Raw genomic sequence first — 20,609 nt, forward strand, 5'->3', positions numbered from 1 at the left:
TCAGAAGCCCCGGGCCTTGGTCGTGTCGACTTCCGGCTTTGCGGTAGTGGTAGTGTTGGAGCCTTCCAGTGTTTCCTTATATTTTTTAAGGGCCGTAATGATACTTTCTACAATCTCCGATTGTCCTTCTTCACTATTAAGGTATTTCTCTTCTTCTTCATTGGTGATAAAGCCCGTTTCTACCAGTATGCTGGGCATTCCCGTGGCCTGTAATACCCAGATCTGTTCCCAGTTCCGTTGCTTTACCCCGCCACTTGCCCGGCCTCCTTTGGCAAACTCTTCCTCCACCATGTTGGCCAGCATGAGGCTTTTGCCAAAATATTTCTTTTCATATAACTGCGCCCTGATCTTGGCTTCCGGTGAATTCATATCGGGAGGTGGGGTAGCAGGACTTGTACTGTCTTCAGCAAACTCGCCGCTTTCCTCCAGGTTGATATAGGTACTCTTTACGCCGCTGCGGTCGGCCGCCCAGATATAGGTTTCTGTACCATGCCGTTCATTCTTTACCCAGTAGTTTTCGTAGACCGGCACCCGCATTGTTTTCTTCCGTTTCTTGGCGCCCTTGCCTACCGTAACCGTCTTGGTAGTGTGTCCCACTACCCGTTTGGCATACCAGCCTCCTGCTTTTTGCGGCGTAGCATTGCAGTGGATACTCAAAAACAGGTCTCCTTTTACTTCATTGGCCAGTTCGGCCCGCATCCGGTTGGCTGTCCTGGCATCTACATGAACGCCAAAAACCGTATCTGAAGTGCGGGTATATACTACCCGGATCTCAGGAAAGGCTTCCTGCGCCCGTTGTCCAAGCTTTAAGGAAATAGCAAGCGCTACATCTGCTTCATACGAAAAAAGCCCTTTGGCGCCCCGGGCCGGGCCGCCATGTCCTGCATCTATCACAATAGTGCCCAATACCGCTTTCTGACGGCCTCCAGGGAATCCCGGCTTTTTGCCGGTAAAGGATAAGATTGCTGCCAGCGAGGCAAAAAACAGCAATAGAGTTACGGGTCTTCTCATCATCACCTGTATCAGTTTAATAGGTTGTACAATCCTGACACCATCTCACCACAGGCCATCCTGCAGCTGTGGTCAATATGCTTTAACGATAAAAAACAATCTACAATATGTAATGTTTCAATTTTTTTAGCAAGGCTAAGTAAAAATCATGAGCCACTATCAGCATTTTCATTCACGTATGCTTTCATTTCTATGCGCATGGACCCTTCTGGCTGCTTATTTCAGCTTTTCTCCAAAGAGCTTCAGCGTCCTTTCCCAGGCCAGTTTGGCCGCCGCCTCATTGTACCGCGTAGGGGCTGTATCATTGTTAAAAGCATGGTTGGCCCCTTCGTAGATGAAAATCTCGTAATGAACACCCGCTTTCTTTAAGGCTTCCTCGTAGGCGGGTATACCTGCATTCACACGTTCATCCAGTCCGCCATAATGCAGCTGCACCGCCGCCTTGATCTTAGGTACATCGGCAGCATCCGGCTGACGGCCATAGAAGGCAACTGCTGCTTTGAGGTCTGGTACATTGACAGCCAGCTGGTTGGCCAGGGCGCCCCCCCAGCAAAAACCTACACAGCCCGTCTTTCCATTGCAATCCTTCCTTTCTTTCAGGTAGTCAAAGGCCTTTATGAAATTGTTCAGGTTCTTTTTGGCATCCAGTTGGGCAAACAGGCCACGGGCCTGCTCCTCGTCCTTGGGTGTGCCGCCCAGCGGCGATAAGGCATCCACACCCAGCGCCAGGTACCCGGCCAGGGCCACCCGGCGGGTCACATCTTCAATATGCGGATTAAGACCCCGGTTTTCATGGATCACCACCACAGCTCCATATTTGCCTTCCTTTTTGGGTTTAGCAAAATAGCCCTTCATGGTGCTATCATCGCCGGGATAAGTAATGTATTCCGTAGTGATGCGGTCATCCTGCGGTGCAACCGTTACTGCATGATCATATTTCACTTCCAGTTGCGAGAGCGCTGTCATGGCTGCTGCCATGCTCCCCGTAAGCAGTGCCAGCTTTTTGATAAAATCTTCCCGTTTAAGCGGTTTATGCGTGTATTCATCAAAGAGGTTGATGATCTGCTGGTTCATACAATGCATTTAAGTGATAAAAGGATAATTTTTAAAGTTAACGAATCTCATCGTAGATCGGTTGCCGCCTTTTCAATTTTTTATGTCCTTCCTGTATCTAATTGGAAACGAAACTGTAAATTGCACCCCCCGGATCGTTAGCTCAGTTGGTTTAGAGCGCTGCTTTGACAGAGCAGAGGTCACTGGTTCGAGCCCAGTACGATCCACAAAAAGGACACGCATTTGCGTGTCCTTTTGCATTAAAAGCCAGTAGGGTGCTCGTTTTGGGCAGATTTTACCGCCTGTGCGAACGGCAAAAGGTTGTAAGCATTCACTTACAACCTTTCCCTTTTTCTTATTTTTCAAAGCGTACCGGACGATGATTTGTTAGATCGCTATTTACCAGCTGTAGTCAATCGACGGATGAGATCTGTTTCTTCTTTTTTATATGGTGTTCCATCTTTCCTGAATATATCGTGAAACCAAACTGGTGGCTCACTGCCATCGGCCATGGGAGTATCCCAGGCATAGATGGTATTTGTTTTTCCGGCAACCAGGCCCCAGTTGATGGCGCCAACATTGTTTTCTTTCAGCATTGGCAGGATATTGCTGAAATTGCTGTTACGGGTACGAGCCATATATTCCGTACAGATAAGTGGCTTGCCATGCGTTTGCAACAATTCGACCACTCTTTTATGCCAGGGGGCATCTTCATAATCGTGGTAAGTGATCACATCTGAATTTTCTATTTGTACCTGGTTGAGTTTTTCAAAATCCCAGGCCCAGAGACCGGCAGTGAGGGGTTGTTCAGGGTTTGCAGCCCGCGCCCATGTAAATACATTCACCAGCAATGGAAGTGAGCTGTCCAACTTACCTGAATTACCTGGTTCATTGTAAACATCCCAGAGCAGGATACGCTGGTCTTTTCCAAAATGCGTGATGATATCTTTTACATAGGATTCCAGTTCCGGAAAGAGCGTGCTGTCTTTGTAATACGGATCTCCCGGATCCTGCATCCATCCTGAATTGTGTATACCTGTTTTCGGAGCGGGTTGTGTGCCTGCCTTTGGATCTTTGTTCCAGCAATCATCGAAAATTACAAAGATGGTTTTGATTCCTTTTGAATCAGCAATAGCGAGATACCTGGCCATCCTGTCTTTGAATCCCTGCTTGTCCTGGTTCCAGGCCAGGTGATGCAGATAAACACGCATAGTATTGAATCCAATGGAGGCTGCCCATCCAAGTTCCTTCGAGATGGTAGCAGTATCAAAACTTTCTTTCTGCCACATCTCCAGCTGGTTGATGGCGGTGCTGGGAATAAAATTGGCGCCCACCATCCATGGTCGTTTTGCGTACCATTCATTGGCCTGCGCGGCAGTCCAGACTTTCCTGGCCGGCGATTCACTGGTAGTTGCTGTTGTCTTTTCTGCATTGTCCCGGCAGCCTGTGCTCAACAGGATGCCGGCTGTAATGGCGGCAATCGTGATGCTGCATAAGATCTTCATTTCAGTGCGATTTTTCGATGTTGTACTATTGGCGATGATGGATTATTGATCAATGACGATAATTTGTTTTTCCACCTGTTCACTTCCCTTGTTAACGCGTAGGAAATAATTTCCTTTCGGCAGTTTCCTGATATCCACTTTTGCCGATGTACTTTCCCCGGGGCTTGCACCTTTTGCAACAAGCACGCCATTGGTGTTGTACAACGCAAAAGTAAATTCCTTATTACCTGTTGCGTTACCGGCAGACTTGCCTGCGTTTCCTACCGGTTCCATCACAATATTAAGCTCATTTTTTGCAGGATTGGGATAAGTTTTTATGGTGTAAGTTGAAGCGCCTGCAACAGTTGCAGCAGTAGCGCTGATAGGCTCAAATTTCCACAATTGACAATCCAATCCTTTCCATCGCCAATGTGTTACGTCCGCACCAGGAACATTGCTGCAGGCGCCTATATCCAACACATAACTACTCACGCGGTTCATGATCCGGTAATAACCGCCTCCCACCGGTTCCAGTCTGTATTGCTGGCAGGGATTCCCATTATTGTCCCACAAACCGAGCGGTGCGCCTTCATTGATATTGCATCCTGTAAGGTCCAATGCATAGTGCGTTGGTTGCTGCGAAACGATCGTATAAAAGCCATCCAGGTAGGTCAGTTGCCAGCGCTGACCGAGGCAGCTGGTGGGCGTCCAGGTGCCGATATCTGCCGAGCGGCTGGTACTGCAATTAAAGATATCGAGTACCAGCGGTTGGCCCGTTGATGTGGTCATTTTGGATACGATCCTGTACGTTCCATTAGGGATCGTATTGGGAACAATGCAGCCCATTCCTTCCGGATCATTAGGCCGGGCGGGCATTCCAGCCCAGGTAGGATATACAGGCATGATGAGGGCGTTAGTGAAATACAATCTGTCTATGCACACCCTCCGCGTTGTATAATCGCCATTTTGATAACGGTGATACACGATGAAATATTCATCCTGGTAATCATCTCCGCAACCAGGCCGGTGCATGATAGATGCATGACCATTTCCGGTAAATGGACCCCAGTTCTGCAATATCACGCCGCGGTAGGTCCAGGGGCCCATGGGAGAAGTTGAGGTGGAATACCTGACATTATACGTTGAGTTGTTCCAGGAACCATTGGAGTAGGAAAGATAATAAGTGCTTCCACGTTTCAGCATATGCGGAGCTTCCGTATAATATTGTGGAGTAGCAAGCGTTGGACCGCCAATGAAAGAAGTCATATTGGGAGCCAGTTTGCGGATCACCATCTGGCTTTGTGCAGATCCGCCATAATAGATATATGCCTGTCCGTCGTTATCAACGAATACGGCAGGATCGATGATATCTGAAATGAAAGGATCTGAACCGATCAACGGATATCCCAGATCGGTGAAAGGGCCGGTAGGAGAGGGACCCACCGCCACGCCGATCTTGGCTTCAGCCGTGTAATAAAAATAATATTGATTGTTGCGAAACACCACATGCGGCGCCCAGCCATTAACATTGGCCCAGCTACATTGAGGGCCCAGATCAAAGATCACACCTTCATTTACCCAATTGGTAAGATCGGTTGAAGAAAATGCTTTGAAGAAAAGACCTCCGGTTGGATAGATATAATATTTCCCATTGAAATAATGAATATCAGGGTCTGCTTCATATCCCTGCAGAATGGGATTTCCACTTGCCTGCGCGTTCAGTTTTTCATGGCCTGAAAAAAAGATACACAATAAACAAAACAGCTGAAGCAGCCGGGAAAAGAAGGGAATCTTTTTCATGGTGATTAGTTTAAAGATTATAGCAGTTGGTTAACTTCAGTTTTACTGCGAATGAAAGGCTACCAGCCCTTCAATCGGACCTGTCAATACTTTGTTCGTTCTCATGCCAAACTCCGCGGCCACTTCTTCCAATAGCTCTCTGAAAACAAAACCAACGGTTCCACTGCAGTTGAAAGAGTAACTGGCGTAATGGGGGTACAGGGAAACGAGGTTTTGGAAGAATTGTCTGAACCCATCAAGGATGCACTTCCTGGAATAGTCGCAATCCAATTGAAGGAATTTACAAAATCCGGCGCAGTAGCGGTTTGCCAGCGGTTGGGTATAAACATTGAAAAAGATCTCTTCCCGGCTGATACCATATTTGTTGTCAAATCGAGCCATTACTGCCGCAGGCATAGTTCCTCTTAAATAATCCTGGAGCAGTTTTTTGCCCAGATAGGAGGCACTGCCTTCGTCGCCTAATATAAATCCCAGGGAATCGATATGATGCACGATCTTTTCTCCATCGTAGATACAGGTATTGGAGCCTGTGCCCAGTATCGAAACAAACCCGGGTTGATTACCCAGCAAGCCCCTGGCTGCTGCCAACAGATCCATAAAAACAAAAACCTCAGCATTGTAAAAAACGCTTGCCAGGGAACGGTTCATTATTTCAATCCTGTCTTCCTCACATCCGGCACCATAGAAAAACAATTGCCTGATACTGGCAGGGGCGATCCCCTGGGGCAAGGATCTGTGCAATGATTCAATGATATATTCTCCCGTTACATAATAAGGGTTGTAGCCCTCTGTCTGGAACGTCATAATTTCATCCTGACCTGATAATAAGCTCCAGGTGGTTTTGGTAGAGCCGCTGTCTGCTATTAGTATCATGCTGAATTTTTAAATGCTACCGCCTTATTTTATGCCCGTAAACAGCATAATATCCAATTGCCAGGTAACAGGGTATTACAATAATATAAGCGAGTTTGGGATTGAAGAGATCCGTTGCATAGCCGTACAACAGGGGTAATACGGCGGCCCCGGAGATGGCCATCACCAAAAGTGAAGACCCTGTTTTGGTGAATTTTCCCAGGCCGGCAATTGCCAGCGGCCAGATGGATGGCCAGATAAGCGAATTGGCCAGTCCTAGCAATGCAACAAAAACAACAGAGGTCAGCCCATTGGTAAGGATGGCGATCGTTGCACACGCAATACCCAGGAGGGCAGAGCTTTTCAGGGCAGCTTCCTGTGAAAGATACCGTGGAATGCAGATGATGCCGATGATATATCCGATCAGCATTCCCGCCAGGGTAAATGCCGTAAAGAATTTTGAAGTGGAAAGTGGAATTCCATAATACGCGCCGTAGCCTATGATGCTGTTGCCGGCAATCACTTCCACGCCAGTATACAAGAACAACACCAGCACGCCGATGAGAAGATGAGGAAATTGAAAGATCGAAGTCTTCTCCGCATGTGCGCCGCTAACGGAATCAGTTGTGTCCGCTTCTTCATCCACTTCCGGAAGACTGGAAAAGTAGATCAATATCGAAAGCACTATCAACACCAGCGTGATAATGATATAAGGAAGTATCACTTTGCCAGCCAGTTGATCAAGTGCAAGAATTTTCTCTGAAGGTGCGAGTGTGCTTAATTTACGTTGCAGCGCATCGGCATCATTCAATATCACGGCGCCAAGGATCAGCGGCGCTATTACGCCGGCAATTCCATTGCAGATGCCCATAAAGCTGATCCTCCTTGCCGCACTTTCTTTGGGGCCGAGTATGGCAACATAAGGATTTGAGGCTGTTTGCAGGATCGTCAACCCTGCCCCCTGAACAAACAGTCCCAATAAAAAAACAGGATAGAGTCTATAGGTCGCGGCAGGAATGAACAACAAAGAGCCCAGCGCCACCAGCAATAAGCCAATGGACAACCCTTTCTTGAATCCTGTTTTCTTCAAAAGCCATCCTGAGGGAATACCTGCAATGAAATAGGAAATATAAAATGCAAAAGCCACCAGGTAGGATTGAAAATTATTCAATTCACAGGCTATCTGAAGGTAGGGTATCAGCACAGCACTAAGCCATGTTACAAATCCGAAAATAAAGAACAAAGACCCCACGATAATCAATGGATGCAGGATTGTCCGGCTCTTCGCGGCAGAAGGCATGCTATTGGTAATGCTGGTCATGTTAGCGGCGCAGTTGTTTTATTTTTTCCAATATATCATCATAAACAGATTCCGGGAAGATCGATGGTTGCCCATACCAGAAAAAGGAATCCATACCTTCGTACACCCCTTCCTGTATATGTCTTTGAGTGGGCAGGTAGCTCGATACATCATTACAATACCCGGCAACACTCACCCGCTCTCCCTGCCATATTTTTTTTATTCCGATACTATAATCTGTAACGGCTTCGCGGGATAATCCCACCAGTTTCCAGGAGCCGATATTGATAGTTTGAATATAGACCGGCATAGAAGTTGGGATGGCTTGCGCACGGTTCAACTGCAGCATCAGATTTGCCCATCGTACATTCTTTTCGGCATACACATCGCCTTCTTTCCCTTCATTCCTGTTCCGGAATGCTATCAGGGAATCTTCTGTCCATTTTTTTACGGGGAAATTTATTGAGTCGAGATAGAAAGAAATATTGCCACTCAATTCTTCCTGGGGAAGATCCAGTACATGGGTGATGTCTTCGGCAAGTTTAGTACCTGTTGCGGTGTGACTGGCATCAATAGGATTGATATCACCTCCACAACCCTGTATGAATATGGATTTGCGGATGCCAACTTTTTCAGCCAGCCATTTCCTGGTAACCCCAGGGTAGTTGGCGCTGATGGTGATCCCTTCTGCGCCCTCGTTCTTAAATACAGGGTGGCAGCCAGCCAGGAACAATACTGTTCTTTCTTTGTCTTTTTTTCTTACGATATTTATTACATCCAGGTCATCATCATAGGGCAAAGGCGCTTTGGTGAAAGTCCGGTTGCCTCCGATGGCTGTTTTGCCTCTTCCAAAATAAATTGTTGAAGGCTCCATATTTCGGAGCGCGGCCTGAATGGCCGCTACGATGGCGGGCCTTACCACACCATACAAATAAACACTGTCGGGCTTTTGATTGTGTTCACCCCAGGTCAGCCAGTTTTGTGTTACCGGTGCAAAATGTGTATGAGAAGCATTCACCAGGATCGCGGCTGCGGGGATATTATGCTTGCGGAGGATTTCCTGTTTTATGGAAGAGATGAAGCTTCCGTCAAATCCACATACATCGGCTCCTGCCAACACTACAATTTGTTTACCCGATGCGATGGCAAGCGCGGAAACAGTAAGATCTCCATCCGTTCGATGGCGACCGGTATAAATGGTATTGGCTGAGTCCATGCCATATACAGTATTACCGGCAATGGCAATGGCTTTCAGCCTCACATCGTAGGAGAGGCCATTATATCTTGCGATCCTGATCCCGTTTTTATTTTCTTGTCCCGGGTCAAATTTTATCAGGTCATTTGCTGTAGTCAGTACATACAGCGATCCTTTTCCGGTGGCCAGGCTTTGGAGATGAGGAATGGCCGTGAGCGTGTTCCAGTGCAGCGCTTTATTTTTCAAAGCAGCATAACTGATCCTTCCATCCTTGTCTGCCAGGTAAATATGGTTATCCGAAACAGTTATTGCAATAGCACTAGAAACCCTGCTAATTTTCTTCCACTTCAATACCGGTGCAGCAGCGGAATACAGTAAATTATCGCTGTCATCCACAGCATACCATCCTGCTTTATTGCCGGCCAATAACCTGATGCTACCAGTATTGCCCATGCTTTTCCATACCAGTTCACCGGCAGTACCTGAAATCATGAGTTTTCCCTGTCTCCATGCAAACAGGTTGTTGGCAGTATTTCCAAAGGCTGTGCAATCACCGGCCTCACCCTTCCTGATCCATTCCAGCGTAAACCTGCCATCCCTGGGCGCACCATAGCCGGCAAGACTTAATGAAAAGGGGTAGGAGGGCGGTTCAAGGCTTGTTTGGGCAAAACCGGCCCGGTAATTTACCTGGGCGCCGGCAAAGACCATACTGCCAAGCATCAAACCAATTAAAATTAATCTCGCTACAATCTGCATACCAACAAGTGATTAGAGGTTGATGAAATACATGGTTGTATTAATGCTTCGCTTTCCTGACGGCGTTATTACCACTGCTTTCAATTGCCTTCTTTCTCCTTTATGAAGGACTATATACACTGGCTTATCATACAGGAAGTCGGTTTCCCTGGCGTCCTGTCCTTCAAAATTGTAATAGATCTTTGCGCCTGTTACCGGTGCTTTCATTTCAATCCTGAATTCAACTCCATAAAGCGTTGTGTCTTTGATCCCAATCGGGCCCGGTACGCGATATAGTTTATCGGTTGTATCCAGCTCTGCCAAATGCAGGGGTAATCGCTGCTCGAAGAAATTGACAGAGTCGATTCTCTCCCGCCGTGTCCATGCAATTTCAGCAAGCGCCATCAAGCGGGGATAGAGCATATACTCCACCTTTCGGTGGGTGTCCATGTGTTCTGTCCAGATAGCTGCTTCAACGCCTATGATATGTTTCTTTTCTTCTTTGCTCAGACCTGCAGGGGTAGGATCGAAGGCAAGCACTTTTTCGATAGGATTGTATCCCCAGCCGATAGCCAATGGTTCGAGTTCCCTTTTACCTTGTATGAAATCGAAGTAAACATGCGTTTGTGGTGCCATTACCACATCGTGTTGCTGTTTGGCAGCTTTGATCCCTTCTTCAATATTGCGCCAGCTCATCACTGCTGCATTCGGCGCCAATCCACCTTCCAGTATTTCATCCCATCCGATGATCTTTCTTCCTTTGGAGTTGACGAATTTTTCAATCCGTTTCACGAAATAGCTTTGCAATTCGAATTCATCTTTGAGCTGCTGGTCTTTGATCCGCTTCTGGCAATATTTGCAGACTTTCCACCTGTCCTTGGGACATTCGTCTCCTCCGATATGGATGTATTCAGAAGGAAATAGTTCCATTACTTCCGTCAATACATCTTCGAGGAATTTAAAGGTGTTCTCTTTGCCTGCACAATACACATCATCATAGATCCCCCAATGTTCCGCTACTTTAAATGGTCCGGGCTTATCGCCGCAAGCCAACTGCGGATACGCTGCCAATGCTGCCATGGAATGCCCCGGCAATTCTATTTCAGGAATAATGGTCACATGTCTTTCTTTGGCAAAAGCAACTATATCCCTGATCTCATCCTGGGTATAGAAGCCGCCGTAAGGAATATGATCGATGCCGCTCAGAGAATCTATATAATGGCTTACCTGGCTTCCTGCCCTGTATGCGCCTACCGATGTGAGCCTGGGATATTTCTTGATTTCAATGCGCCATCCATGATCTTCAGTCAGGTGCCAGTGGTATACATTCATCTTGTATTTAGCCAGCATTTCTATCTGACTTTTGATGAAGGAGACCGGGTAAATATGGTAACCCACATCCTGCATGATGCCGCGATAGGCAAAGCGGGGTTGATCTTTAATGTCAGCACATTTCAACCGGATATTTCCGTTGTTGCGCTCAACCAGTTGCATCATGGTTTGAACACCATAGAACAATCCTGTTTCATTGCCGGAAACCACAATGTTCGCAGGATCGATCAACAGGGTATAGGATTCATCCTTATCACTTCTCCTGGGCTCATGGGAAAAATAAATACTATTCTTTCCATTATTCTTTGAGCCTTTTTCCTGCGCCAATGCCACGCCATGGTTCTTTAGAATAAAGCTGGCAAACAAGGCCGCTTTCTTTTTAGATGGCTCATCGGTGTACAGAAGTACGGTATGGGGAGCAATTGTGAAATAACCATCCTTTACCACCATGGTTGCGGGCATTGGAATTACTCCCGGCTCAGGCGACTGAGCCAGGGAGTAAGCGGATACGATCAGCAACAAAAGACTGGTTAAAATATATCTGCAGTTCATCACTCAATAATTTAGTGTTTGGCACTTACCAGATTTTCGAGTGCTTTCTTAACACTGCCATGTTTCATCAATATTGATTTTGCTGCTTCATAATCCGAGATATCCGCTTTCTGCATCAGCATTTTCACTCCACGATCGATGATCTTATCGTTGATGAGCTTTACATTCACCATATTATTGCCTTCCACTCTGCCCAACTGTATCATAACAGTGGTTGAAATGATATCGAAGATCATTTTTTGTGCAGTACCACATTTCATGCGTGTGCTACCCGTGATGAATTCAGGACCAGTGATCACCTCTACAGGGAAATCGGAAAACTCCGCGATCGGTGACTGGCGGTTGCTGACAATACATCCGGTTGTGATATGTTGCTCACGGCATTTCTTCAAAGATGCCAAAACAAAAGGCGTGGTTCCGCTGGCTGAAATGCCCACCACGATATCCTTTGCAGAAATATCCAGTTTTTGCAGCTCTCTCCATCCTTCTTCCGTATCATCTTCTTTTTCCTCCAGCGCATCTACCAGCTTTCTGGCGCCTCCGGCGAGCACAACATTGAATACGCCTGGTTCCACACCATAAGTGGTCGGCAATTCAATTACGTCCAGCACAGAAAGCCTGCCGCCACTGCCGGCGCCCAGGTAAAACATCCTGCCGCCATTCTTCAGCTTTCCAACGATAGCGGCGATAAGCCGGTTCAATTGGGGCATGGATCCTTCAATGGCGAGCGCCACTTTCTTATCTTCTGTATTGATACAGGCCGTAATTTCTTCAATAGACTTTTGCTCCAGGTTGTTGTATAAAGACGGCTGTTCAGTGATCCTTGTCATGATATTTGAATTTTTACTTTTCGATTATTTTAATGTTCGTTATTGTTGATCAGTTCGGGATTGTCCTTGTATTCTTTCGCAATCTTAGCGGCATATTTTTTATACATCTCTATTGAAACTGCAATGGGGTCGCCCTGTGCTGTAGCGGGATAGGTTTCATTGCCATTCACCCATTTCCATTCCCATTCTTTTATTCTTTCGTCGAATACTTTCTGGTTGAATTCTGTTCCTGTTTTCAGGATTCGTCCGGCATCATCTATGAATTGTTCCCAGCGTTTTTTGTAGAACCCGCTGAAGAGGCCGGACCAATACCGGTAGGCGTACTCGTGCAGTACTGCATCCTTGCCTCCCCATAATGTGATGAGATTTCTTGCATTCTTTTCGTAGAGTTTCTTTTCCTGTTCATTAGTACCCCATTTCTTTGCATCGTTGAGCCAGGCGCCCAGCAAAAGGTCTTTGCGGGTAGCCATCAGCTTGTCCATATCATCGATGAGCTCCAGGAAAGCAGCTGTATTCTTTTTGAAGGAAATGCTGTTGCGGCTTTTGAAGCTTTTTGCAAAACGTTGTTGCAGAACCGTTGCGTAATTTGCCATCACCTGGCGGCCTACTGCTACCAGGTCATACTGATAACAATCATTCGATCCGAATTTTTTGGACGCATTCATCAGGGATGTCCATGCTTTTAAAAAGTCAGCAGGATTGTAAGGAATGTCAGTAGCAGCCCAATCATTGTCTTTATTGAAAGTAGGACGGGCAATGATGATGGATTCATAATTACCTTCATGAGCGTAAGCTGTATTTTTCAGGATCCTCCAGGCCTCTTCCGTGTCTTTGTCCCTTTTTCCATAACGGCGTTCCGCGTATTTCACCAGCCATTTGTCGAGATCGATCGGTTGATTGTCCCACACATGGTCCAGCATCAGTGAATACACAACCGGGTTTTGTTCAATCCCTTCCGGCACCAGCCCGATGCCCAGCAGATTGCCTGCGTTGGGATCGTGCACCATTTCTGCCGGTTCCTTTGCCAGGTAGGCCAGGTTGCCATACAAAGAATTCCTTCCTCCGAAATTGTGCAGCATAGACCAGATCCAGGGCTTGCCATAAAAAGCATCTGTTCTGTTCCATACGGGGTTTTCTTCTGCCCAGAGATCGAGCAGGATCAGTTTATTGTCGGGCACTGCATTGAGGTAAGCCTTAATCTGGTCTGGTTGCCAGAAATCTTTTTTGTCCACGAACAGCCAGCCCTGCATTATCCAAACAGCTTTGGGATCAACAGTGGCCATGGATCTGTAAACAGCGCTGCTGATATTGTTCAGGTACATGGAGTCGTTGCTGGGTGGATACATTTCATTGAATGTATCGGCGCCATACAAATGGTCGGTACCAAAAGTCTTGATCTGTTCTTCCATGAACCTGTTGCCGATCTCGTTGAACAATGGATCACTCGGGTCCAGGATATAGGTATCATCAAACCTGCCTTCCCAGTTTATTTTTTTCAGGTTTGCTTTGGGATACTTGTCTTTAAATGTTGGCGGAACATGGCCGGTAAAAGCTGGAAGAATGGGCGTCATTCCAAGCTCCCGTTCCCGGGCCAGTATCTTTTTCTGTAATTCCTCGTGGCTGGTCTTCCAAGTCTTAGGCAGGGGACCACCCCAGGCATCAATATTACCAGCCCAGAACCACATGAAGTAAGCCGGACCGGTAAAGAATGCATCCATGTCGGCATCGCCAAATCCCATATCCCGGTAAACCCTGTCCCATACTGCATTCTGGCCCGTCATGGCTAAGGGCATATTGATGCCGTTCAATGCCATATAATCGATCTCCCATTGCCATCTGTCCCAATCCCACCAGGAAGCAGTATAGTTGAAAGTGCAATAATTGAAGTAGTGCCTGTATTGATGCGGCGTTACTTTACGGATCTTTTTCTCCACCATCGGAAAGGGGGCAGGTATCTTCAGGTTGGTGCTGTTCCAGCTGATATCACAGTGTGCATAATTCTTAAGCCAATAATTGAATGCACTGGCTACCGATATGCCATTGTTCCCTTTCAGGACTATTTTTCCACTGCGGCTTTCCAGTTCAAAAACATCTTTTCCATTTTCCGTTGGAATATAGGCCACTTCAAATTTGTTTGCATAGGCAGGAAGGATCCTTTTGATAATGCCTGCTGCAGCCTGCTTGTTAAAGCCCGAAGAGTCATTTCCCGGTTTACCTGTTGCCTGAATAACCAGTATTACGGAAAATACTACAAGTGCAATTGCTCTTTTTTTTCCTGTCATCACTTTCATCTTATTTTTTTAATGGCCAGAATCCGGCCGGATTGAATTTATATCTCCACAGATCGCCGGCACTGTCCAGTGCAAGCAGATCGGTGCCGGAAGCAAATACCAATGGGTACATATCCCAACCACTGCCTACATGCTTTCTTGCGCCGAAATTTCCATCCTCTGAAAGTGGATACTGATACAGGTTCCCATTCGCATCGATGGTGAGTAAACTGTTCTGATAGGGAACGATCTGTGTAAAAACGCTCCAGCCTATACCGATCTGCCTGATCTTTCCATAATTGAAATCCTCTGCTTCCAGCGGATACATGGTCATGGAGCCGCCGCCATCGATGCCGAGTAAGGCGCCCTTGTACGGAATGATTTTGCTGAAGATCCCCCAGCCAAAGCCGATCTTTTTGCTGGCTCCAAAATTGCCATTCGCATCGATCACATATTGGGTAATATCCCCGCCGCCGCTGGCATCCCTGCCGATCAGGCGGTTGCCTCCGTAGTAAAACACCATATTGAAAATATTCCAGCCGGAGCCGATCTGCGAAGGCGCTTCGAATGTCCCATTATTGGCAACAGGATAAAGCAGCAACCGGCCATCCGGTGCTTTGTGGATGAGCTTACCGTTGAAATCAAACAGGGTAGTGCCTGCATCGGCTCCAAAGGAGTATACTTTTTCACGTGGTACTTCGCCGGGCGAATAAGAGCCTGTAATGATGAAATAAGTAGTGCTTATCGCATTGTTGATCTTTATGCCGGCTTCCGTAATGCTGACGGGCAGCAGGTAGGTTTCAAAGGGCAGGATATAACCCAGGGTCTTTACACTGATATGCAAAGCGCTGGTGGATTGATTGCCGGATGAGATGATGGCTTCAGGATTGTTCAGCACATAGCTTCCTGCAGGCAGTATCTTGTATGAAGTGGCGTTCTTAAGATTGAAGCTATCCACCATGGCTGGCAGTACATCGAATTTTACTTTTACATCAGCACCGTTCTTCAGGCTGCCACCAATAAAAGCGCTGTAGGTGAATTGATACGGGGAATCTGTAATACGTACAGCTTTTTCCAGGGGAGCGTTTGCCTGGGGCATGTACACCATGGTAAACTCACCGGCGCCGGGAATAGCTTCATTCACATATACTTCCTTACCGCAAGCCGCCAGCAGTATAGCGGCAAGGAGCGTGAACAACTGTATGATCTTTTTCATAATTTCCAACGTTATGCTTGTTTGTAAATTACCATCCGGGGTTCTGAACCATATTGGGGTTCTTGTCTATTTCACTTTGCGGGATGGGGAACAGGTAGTGTTTTGGGGATTCAAAAACCCTTTGTTCGATGATTGTGCGTTTATAGTAATTGACGTCCTGCAGACTTGTGCCGGCCGAGATATTCATTCCATACACGGGGGCCTTATCTGTTTGTGCGGCAATTTTCCAACGATGTGCATCGAAGTAACGATGTGTTTCAAAGGCAAGCTCCACGCGTCTTTCATTCCTGATAGCATCCCGCATCTGAGACACATTCAATCCGGCGGGAAGGTCCGGCATTCCGGCCCTGCTCCTGATCGCATTGACGGCATTATACACTTCGGCAACAGGTGTATTCCTGGCTTCATTCAGCGCTTCCGCATAGTTCAGGTACATTTCTCCCAGGCGGAAGAAGATCCATGTTTTTAAAGTGAAGCGTTGCTGGGGGATGCTAACAGCCGGATCGGAAAACTTTTTCAGCAAATAGCCGGTGGTATTATAATCCCTTCCGGAATTCCCTCTTCCATCTGCCCCTGTTTGCCAGAACTGCAATCGCCTGTCTATGAAAAATGCACCGTTGTAGTTGATAGTGGCATAGAAGCGCGGGTCACGGTGAACATACATATTGCTGATGCCTGCGAGCCATCTGCCTGAAGGGGCATCTGCTGTTGCAAATCCCGTTTCTGTATATCCCGAAGCTGGGTTGATCACGGGCGAGCCATCCGCATTATAACCCTGGATGGGTGCTTTGCCGTTGTCCATTTCATACGCGTCTACCTGGGCCTGTGTGGGATTCCATCCATTCCATCCACCCAGACTTCCGGGGAAGGAACATTTTTCCATCCAACCGTCCAATCCGGAATTCCTGGCAAATAACACTTCGGTATTATTGTTTTCGAGGAATAGTTGCTGGTAATTCTGAACAGGGTTAGGGTATTTTCTGAACAATCCATATCCGGCAGCTTCACATTTATCGATACAGTCCTTGGCTGCGTTGGCAGCCAACTCCCATTTTTCTGCTTTATACTCCTGGGGAAATAATCTGTTACCCTGTTTGTCCGCAAAATTCTTGTAATCGGGATTCCCATTCCACAGCGGGCTTGCACTGTACAACAACACTCTTGCCTTTAGGGCCAGCGCAGCAGCTTCCGTGGGTCTTCCCAGATCTCTGTTGGTGGCAACATGCATATCCAGGAGGCTAATGGCTTTATCACATTCACTCACTACAAAATCCACACATTCGTCCAGCGTTTTTCTTTTAATGGCAGTAAAATCATCTGAAACTTTTACAGGATAATCCATCACAGGTACCGGTCCGTAGATCCGCATCAATTGAAAATGATAGAAGGCCCTCAGGAAAATGGCTTCACCTTTCCATCGCTGCTTGTTCTCCGCTGTCAGTTCTGGTGAAACAGGGGTGAGATCGAAATATTTCAGGAAGATATTTGCCTTCCTGATACCTTCGTACATATTCTTATAGATCTGCCCGGTTACATTGTAGGAGTTCCAGGAGCCCTTGTTCATGAGCTTGGGAAATTTCTCGGGCCATGGAATATTCATTTCATCCGAAGCGATGATAAATGGATTGATATCGGCAAAGTCGGTGAAGTAGATCTCATTGGGGAGCCCGGCATAGATATCAGTGAGGAATGCCTCTGCATAGCGTCTTTGTTTGAAGGCATCCTCGATGGCAATATCCTCTTCAGGGCCTTTATCGAGAAAATCTTTTTTGCAGGACATATTGAATACGAGATTCAAGGCCAGCAGTCCGGTCAGTATATTTCTGGTACTTTTTTTCATGATTGTTCCGTTTTATTTAAAGTCAACCTGAAAACCCACGTTCACAGATCGTTGCAATGGATATCCGCCTGTTCCATCATTCGACTCCGGGTCCATCACTTTGATATGGTCCCAGGTAACAAGGTTCACTGCATTCACGAATACACGAAACCTGTTGATGCCGATCCTGTTCATGGCTTTCTGTGGCATCGTATAGCCGATCTCGGCATTCCTGAGCCGCAGGTAATCTCCCTTGCGCATCCAGAGTGTGGAGTTGAGGAAATTGTTGGGGTTGTTGCCTACATCAATGGCCGGATAAAGTGCTTGAGCATTGGTGGGCGTCCAGCGGTTATCGTAATATTCCCGCATGACATTGTTCACACCAAGGCCATCGTAGAAAGGCCACATGGATACGCCGCTCATGAAGATGCTTGTTTTGGCCGCACCGGTAAAATAGATGCTGGCATCGAAATCTTTGTAAGCAACAGTAGTTCCAAAACCGAATGTGATCTGGGGCAACCTGGGGTGCCCAACCGGGATCTGATCAAATGCATCGATGATGCCATCGGCATTGATATCCCTGTATTTGACATCGCCCACACGTACATTTGAAAAGGTTTGGCGCGGACTGATATCAATATCCTCCTGGCTTTGAAAAAGACCTTCCGAAATAAAAGCAAATGATTGACCCAGTGGCAGCCCCTTTCCGGAGAGATAGGGATAACGCTTCGCAGCTTCATCATTTTCTATTATTTCATTTTTCGCGTAAGTGAAGTTGCCTCTGAAGGAGTAAAAAAGTCCACTGGAAGTGGTATTACGAACTTCTATCAAACCATCGAAACCTTTGTTCTTGATCCTGCCGAGATTGCCGTAAGGGATCGACCAGGGAAAGAAACCGGCAACTGCGGGAACGGTTTGTCTTTGGATCAGGATATCCTTTCGGTCTTCGTTGAAGGCATCCACCTGGATGGTAAGTTTGTCGTTGAACAGGCCAAGGTCAATACCGATATTATTCTTCACTGCAGTTTCCCAGGTAACATTGGGATTGCCGATGGCGTCTTCTTCCATACCTGCCAGCAGCTCCTGGTTGGGCCCGAAATAATAGGATTGCCCCTGTGTTCTCACCGTGCTTTGAAATAAGAAACGCTGGCCGATCTGATCATTTCCCACAAGGCCATGAGAAGCTCTCAGTTTCAAATTATTCACGAACGAAACATTCCAGAACATTTCATTGGAAACAACCCAGCCGATGGACGCAGAAGGGAAGAACCCGAACCTCCTGCCTTTGGGAAAGTTCTCGGAGCCGTTATAACCAAAATTTAATTCCGCCAGGTACCTGCTGTCATAATTGTAAGTGGCCCTTCCTGCAATCCCCTGGCGCCGGAAAGGAATATTCGATCTTGAATCCGGAGCAGTAAGATTTACATAATCCCGCTGATTATATAGTAGCATGGCGGTTACTGCATGACTATTGAATACACGATCGTAATTAAGTTGTAGTTCCGTATAGATGGCCCTGTTGCTGGCATTCTCGGTATAATAACCTAATGGTTTTTCCTCTCTGAAGGAAGTGCTGTACAGGTCTTCGTTGGTCACCGGATCTTTACCCAGGTATCGCTTCACTTCAAATTCCTTCAATCGCACATTGTTGGTTTGTGCATAGTGATCGTAGGAAAAAAGTCCGCGTAGCGACAAGCCCTTTGTAGTAAAGGAAGACATGTCCCAGCGCGCTGCAAAAGTTCCCTGCAAGGTGCTCCTGTTTTGTGCGGAGTAACCGGATTGTGTAACGCGTGCCCAGGGATTCCAGCCAATAAATGTTTGTGCGCCACCAGGGGTTCCATCCGGATTCCTGATGGGATAGGCGATAGGGGAGATCACTTTCAGCGCTTCAAAGATCTGTGGAGCGGAGAAACCGGGATAATTACCATTCTGGATGATGCCACCCAGCCCCAGTTGCATCGTCAGTTTTTTAGACAGGTTGATATCGATATTGCTACGGAAATTGTAGCGCTTGATGTTCGCATTGGTCTTGAATTTATTGGCAGCATCCTGTTTATAAATTCCATCCTGAACTGTGAAGCCGATATTCGTATAATATTTTATGATGTCCGTGCCACCGGTAATGCTTAAATTATTAATGGTTTGCCAGGCATCTGTCTTTAGAGAGGCATTCGTCCAGTCGGAGTTAGGGTAAAGATAAGGATCAGAGCCATCGGCAAATTTCTGCAGCTCTTCTTCGCTCCAGCGTGGTGTTTGATTGGAATTGACGAGCGCTTCATTCATCAATGAAGCATACTCAGCGCCATTGATATATTTCGGCAAGCGCATGGCAGTGAGGCCTGCAAATTCAGAACGGAAAGTGACCTGCGGTTTTCCCGTGGCGCCTCTTTTCGTATTGATCAGGATAACGCCATTAGCACCACGAACCCCATAAACAGCCGTTGCGGATGCATCTTTCAGGATAGTGAAGTTGTCGATCTCCTGCGCATTGATCTGGTTCATATCGCGCTCCACTCCATCTATCAATACAAGCGGACCATTATTGGCAAAGGTAGACAAGCCTCTGATATAGACCTGCGCGGCATCGTACCCCGGTTCACCGCTGGACTGCCTTGTAATGATGCCCGGGAGTTTGCCGGCGATGGCGTTGGAGAGGGAAGGTGTGGAAACCCGTTGCACTTCCCTTACGGAAATAGTGGACAAAGATCCTGTTACTGACACTTTCTTTTGGGTGCCGTATCCTATCACTTTTACTTCATCGAGACTGTTATCATCAACACGTAAAAGCTTTACAGCAATAAAACTTTTTTTGCCTACCGCGATGGTCTGCGTTTTGTAACCCACAAAAGAAAACTGGAGAGAATCGGTTTCGCTTACATCACCAATGGAAAAGCTGCCATCAGTGGAAGATACCACTCCCTTTTCTGTTCCTTTGATCCTTACGGAAACACCGGCGAAGGGATGATCCTTTTCATCCGTGATCTTTCCGGTAATGACAGCATCAGGCGATGAATCCGGATCCCCGTGGAGAGGGTTGGCGTTTCCTGCTTTAATGCTTCCCAGCAATAGCAGGATAAATAGAAATCGTTGTAGCATGGGCGTCGCAGTTAGTGTTTAATCTTTAAAAAAAACGCATAAATCAGGCAATCTGAACGGAGAA

General features: G+C 46.9%; 13 protein-coding genes and 1 tRNA gene. 1 reads left to right on the forward strand and 13 read right to left on the reverse strand.

Annotated elements, in window-relative coordinates:
* The gene (locus D3H65_RS31480) at positions 1-1,014 is read right to left on the reverse strand and encodes an N-acetylmuramoyl-L-alanine amidase family protein (RefSeq protein ID WP_119054117.1); all 1,014 of its coding nucleotides are present in this window, start codon (positions 1,012-1,014) and stop codon (positions 1-3) included.
* Positions 1,015-1,227: 213 nt separating this feature from the next.
* Complete coding sequence (locus D3H65_RS31485; RefSeq protein ID WP_119054118.1) at positions 1,228-2,085, reverse strand: dienelactone hydrolase family protein; 858 nt, start codon at positions 2,083-2,085, stop codon at positions 1,228-1,230.
* A gap of 131 nt (positions 2,086-2,216) precedes the next feature.
* On the opposite strand from D3H65_RS31485, the gene D3H65_RS31490 reads away from it, so the two are divergent.
* Positions 2,217-2,291: transfer RNA gene (locus tag D3H65_RS31490), tRNA-Val, on the forward strand.
* 168 nt (positions 2,292-2,459) lie between these two features.
* Here the strand turns inward: D3H65_RS31490 and D3H65_RS31495 are convergent.
* The 11 genes from D3H65_RS31495 to D3H65_RS31545 are packed head-to-tail and all read right to left on the reverse strand — an operon-like array spanning position 2,460 to position 20,545.
* A complete protein-coding gene (locus D3H65_RS31495) occupies positions 2,460-3,569 on the reverse strand; it encodes a cellulase family glycosylhydrolase (protein WP_119054119.1) in 1,110 nt (369 codons plus the stop codon).
* 42 nt (positions 3,570-3,611) lie between these two features.
* A complete protein-coding gene (locus tag D3H65_RS31500) occupies positions 3,612-5,348 on the reverse strand; it encodes a family 43 glycosylhydrolase (RefSeq protein ID WP_119054120.1) in 1,737 nt (578 codons plus the stop codon).
* Between the two features lie 42 nt (positions 5,349-5,390).
* The gene (locus D3H65_RS31505; RefSeq protein WP_119054121.1) at positions 5,391-6,221 is read right to left on the reverse strand and encodes an N-acetylglucosamine kinase; all 831 of its coding nucleotides are present in this window, start codon (positions 6,219-6,221) and stop codon (positions 5,391-5,393) included.
* Between the two features lie 16 nt (positions 6,222-6,237).
* On the reverse strand, positions 6,238-7,521 hold the full coding sequence (locus D3H65_RS31510) for a sugar MFS transporter (RefSeq protein ID WP_119054122.1): 1,284 nt from the start codon (positions 7,519-7,521) through the stop codon (positions 6,238-6,240).
* Position 7,522: 1 nt separating this feature from the next.
* A complete protein-coding gene (locus tag D3H65_RS31515; protein WP_162915901.1) occupies positions 7,523-9,418 on the reverse strand; it encodes a hypothetical protein in 1,896 nt (631 codons plus the stop codon).
* A 45-nt stretch (positions 9,419-9,463) separates the two neighbouring features.
* Entirely contained in the window at positions 9,464-11,314 is a 1,851-nt protein-coding gene (locus tag D3H65_RS31520) for a beta-N-acetylhexosaminidase (protein ID WP_119054124.1), read from the reverse strand.
* Between the two features lie 11 nt (positions 11,315-11,325).
* Positions 11,326-12,144 carry an N-acetylmuramic acid 6-phosphate etherase gene (locus D3H65_RS31525; protein ID WP_119054125.1) on the reverse strand — a complete coding sequence of 273 codons (819 nt, stop codon included), beginning with the start codon at positions 12,142-12,144 and terminating at the stop codon, positions 11,326-11,328.
* 29 nt (positions 12,145-12,173) lie between these two features.
* The gene (locus D3H65_RS31530; RefSeq protein WP_211345578.1) at positions 12,174-14,435 is read right to left on the reverse strand and encodes an alpha-N-acetylglucosaminidase; all 2,262 of its coding nucleotides are present in this window, start codon (positions 14,433-14,435) and stop codon (positions 12,174-12,176) included.
* Position 14,436: 1 nt separating this feature from the next.
* A complete protein-coding gene (locus D3H65_RS31535; RefSeq protein WP_119054126.1) occupies positions 14,437-15,630 on the reverse strand; it encodes a BT_3987 domain-containing protein in 1,194 nt (397 codons plus the stop codon).
* A 28-nt stretch (positions 15,631-15,658) separates the two neighbouring features.
* A complete protein-coding gene (locus tag D3H65_RS31540) occupies positions 15,659-17,470 on the reverse strand; it encodes a RagB/SusD family nutrient uptake outer membrane protein (protein ID WP_119054127.1) in 1,812 nt (603 codons plus the stop codon).
* Positions 17,471-17,482: 12 nt separating this feature from the next.
* Positions 17,483-20,545: a SusC/RagA family TonB-linked outer membrane protein gene (locus D3H65_RS31545; protein WP_119054128.1), complete on the reverse strand. Its 3,063-nt coding sequence runs from the start codon at positions 20,543-20,545 to the stop codon at positions 17,483-17,485.
* Positions 20,546-20,609: the final 64 nt, after the last annotated feature.

The organism is Paraflavitalea soli (assembly GCF_003555545.1).
Taxonomy (GTDB): Bacteria; Bacteroidota; Bacteroidia; order Chitinophagales; family Chitinophagaceae; genus Paraflavitalea; species Paraflavitalea soli.